The sequence below is a fragment of the Actinomycetospora aeridis genome, assembly GCF_037400275.1.
In the GTDB taxonomy this organism is placed as follows: Bacteria; Actinomycetota; Actinomycetes; order Mycobacteriales; family Pseudonocardiaceae; genus Actinomycetospora; species Actinomycetospora aeridis.
On record NZ_JBBEGL010000026.1, the window covers coordinates 1 to 1,362 of the forward strand.

Annotated in this window: 1 protein-coding gene; it reads right to left on the reverse strand. The window is 68.8% G+C overall.

Annotated elements, in window-relative coordinates; all coding sequences use genetic code 11:
- Nucleotides 1–20 precede the first annotated feature (20 nt).
- Complete coding sequence (locus tag WCD41_RS31010) at nt 21–1,118, reverse strand: IS110 family RNA-guided transposase (protein WP_337719121.1); 1,098 nt, start codon at nt 1,116–1,118, stop codon at nt 21–23.
- Nucleotides 1,119–1,362: the final 244 nt, after the last annotated feature.

A 1,362-nucleotide genomic window follows, 5' to 3' on the forward strand; every position in this document is an offset into this window, starting at 1 on the left:
CTCCTATAGATCGCAAGCCCTCAAGCGGCTCGAGGAAGCGGACCGGCGGAAGCCTCGCGAGTCACCGACGGCGGCGGGAGCAGTCGATAGATCTCTCGGGCGAGGTAGCGCTTCAGACAGCGGATGATCTCTCGCTTCGAGAGTCCTTCGGCGGTGCGTCGGGCGACGTAGTCGATGGTGGGCTGATGCCAACGCATGCGGACGATGACCGCGCGGTAGAGCGCGGCGTTGGCCTGCCGGTTGCCGCCCCGGTTGAGCCGGTGACGCCCATTGGTCTTGCCAGAACCCGCGGGGATCGGGCTCGCTCCGCAGAGTTTCGCGAACGCCGATTCCGAGCGGACCCGATCGCTGTTGTCGCCCGCGGTCACGAGCATTTCCGCAGCAATGTCGAGACCGACGCCGACCGCATCGACCAGCCGCGGCGCCGCCGCCTTGGTCTGGACCTTGAGATGGCGGCTGTGGGTCTTGATTTCCTCGTGCAGCTCGAGCCACCGACGCGCCAGCGACCGCAGCACATGGCGCATCGCCGCTTCGGGGTCGTCGAGCTCGCCGCCGGGTTCGAGGGCGGCGCAGACGGTGATGAGCTTGTGGTCGCTGAGCGGCTCGAGCTCGGCGCGCAGCTCGTCGACCGCGGTGACGAGGGTGGCTTTCAACGTGATCATCGCGCTGGTCCGGGCCTTGACCGCGGTGTCCCGGGCGACCTTGATGAGCCGTAGGGCTTCGACCGCGCCGGCCGCGGCCTTGGGGACCGGGTGGCGACGGCCGCTGAGAACCTGGCGGGCGGCGTGCTCGGCGTCGATGGTGTCGCTCTTGCCCGACATCCGCCGCTCGCCCTTGCGCGGCGGCCGGTGCACCTCGTGGACAGTCAGGCCGTGACGACGCAGGAAGCGGGCCAGCCCGATGCCGTAGGAGCCGGTGCCCTCGACACCGAAGGCGACGATCGTGCCTTCTGCACCGACATGCTCGCGGCAGAAGCTCAACAGCGTGTCGAACCCGGCGATCGTGGCCGGGATGAACAATTCGGCGAGACGCCCGCCGAGTCCGTCGAGCAGAACAGCGACGTGTTCGTCTTTGTGGGTGTCGACGCCGACGATGACATCGTCGCGGCGCAGCTTCATGCTGGGCACGGCCGTGGGTCTCCTTCACAGATCCCGGTCTCCGGTTCCGCTGGCCGGGCGGGCGGACAGGACTGCGATGGGACCTGGTTGCGTCAGGCTCCTATGAGGTCACTGCCCACCCGGTCAGCGGGCAGGGCGTCGCCGCCGCCCGAGCCGACACGTCAACGCGAAGGCACCCGCAGGGCCGGTCATAACAAGGGTCAGACCCGACCGGCGGCGACCACACGATGCTCGCAGTCGTAGG

Excerpts from the sequence above, each read along its gene's own strand:
- WCD41_RS31010 (WP_337719121.1), bottom strand. The coding sequence starts at position 1,118 with ATGAAGCTGCGCCGCGACGATGTCATCGTCGGCGTCGACACCCACAAA.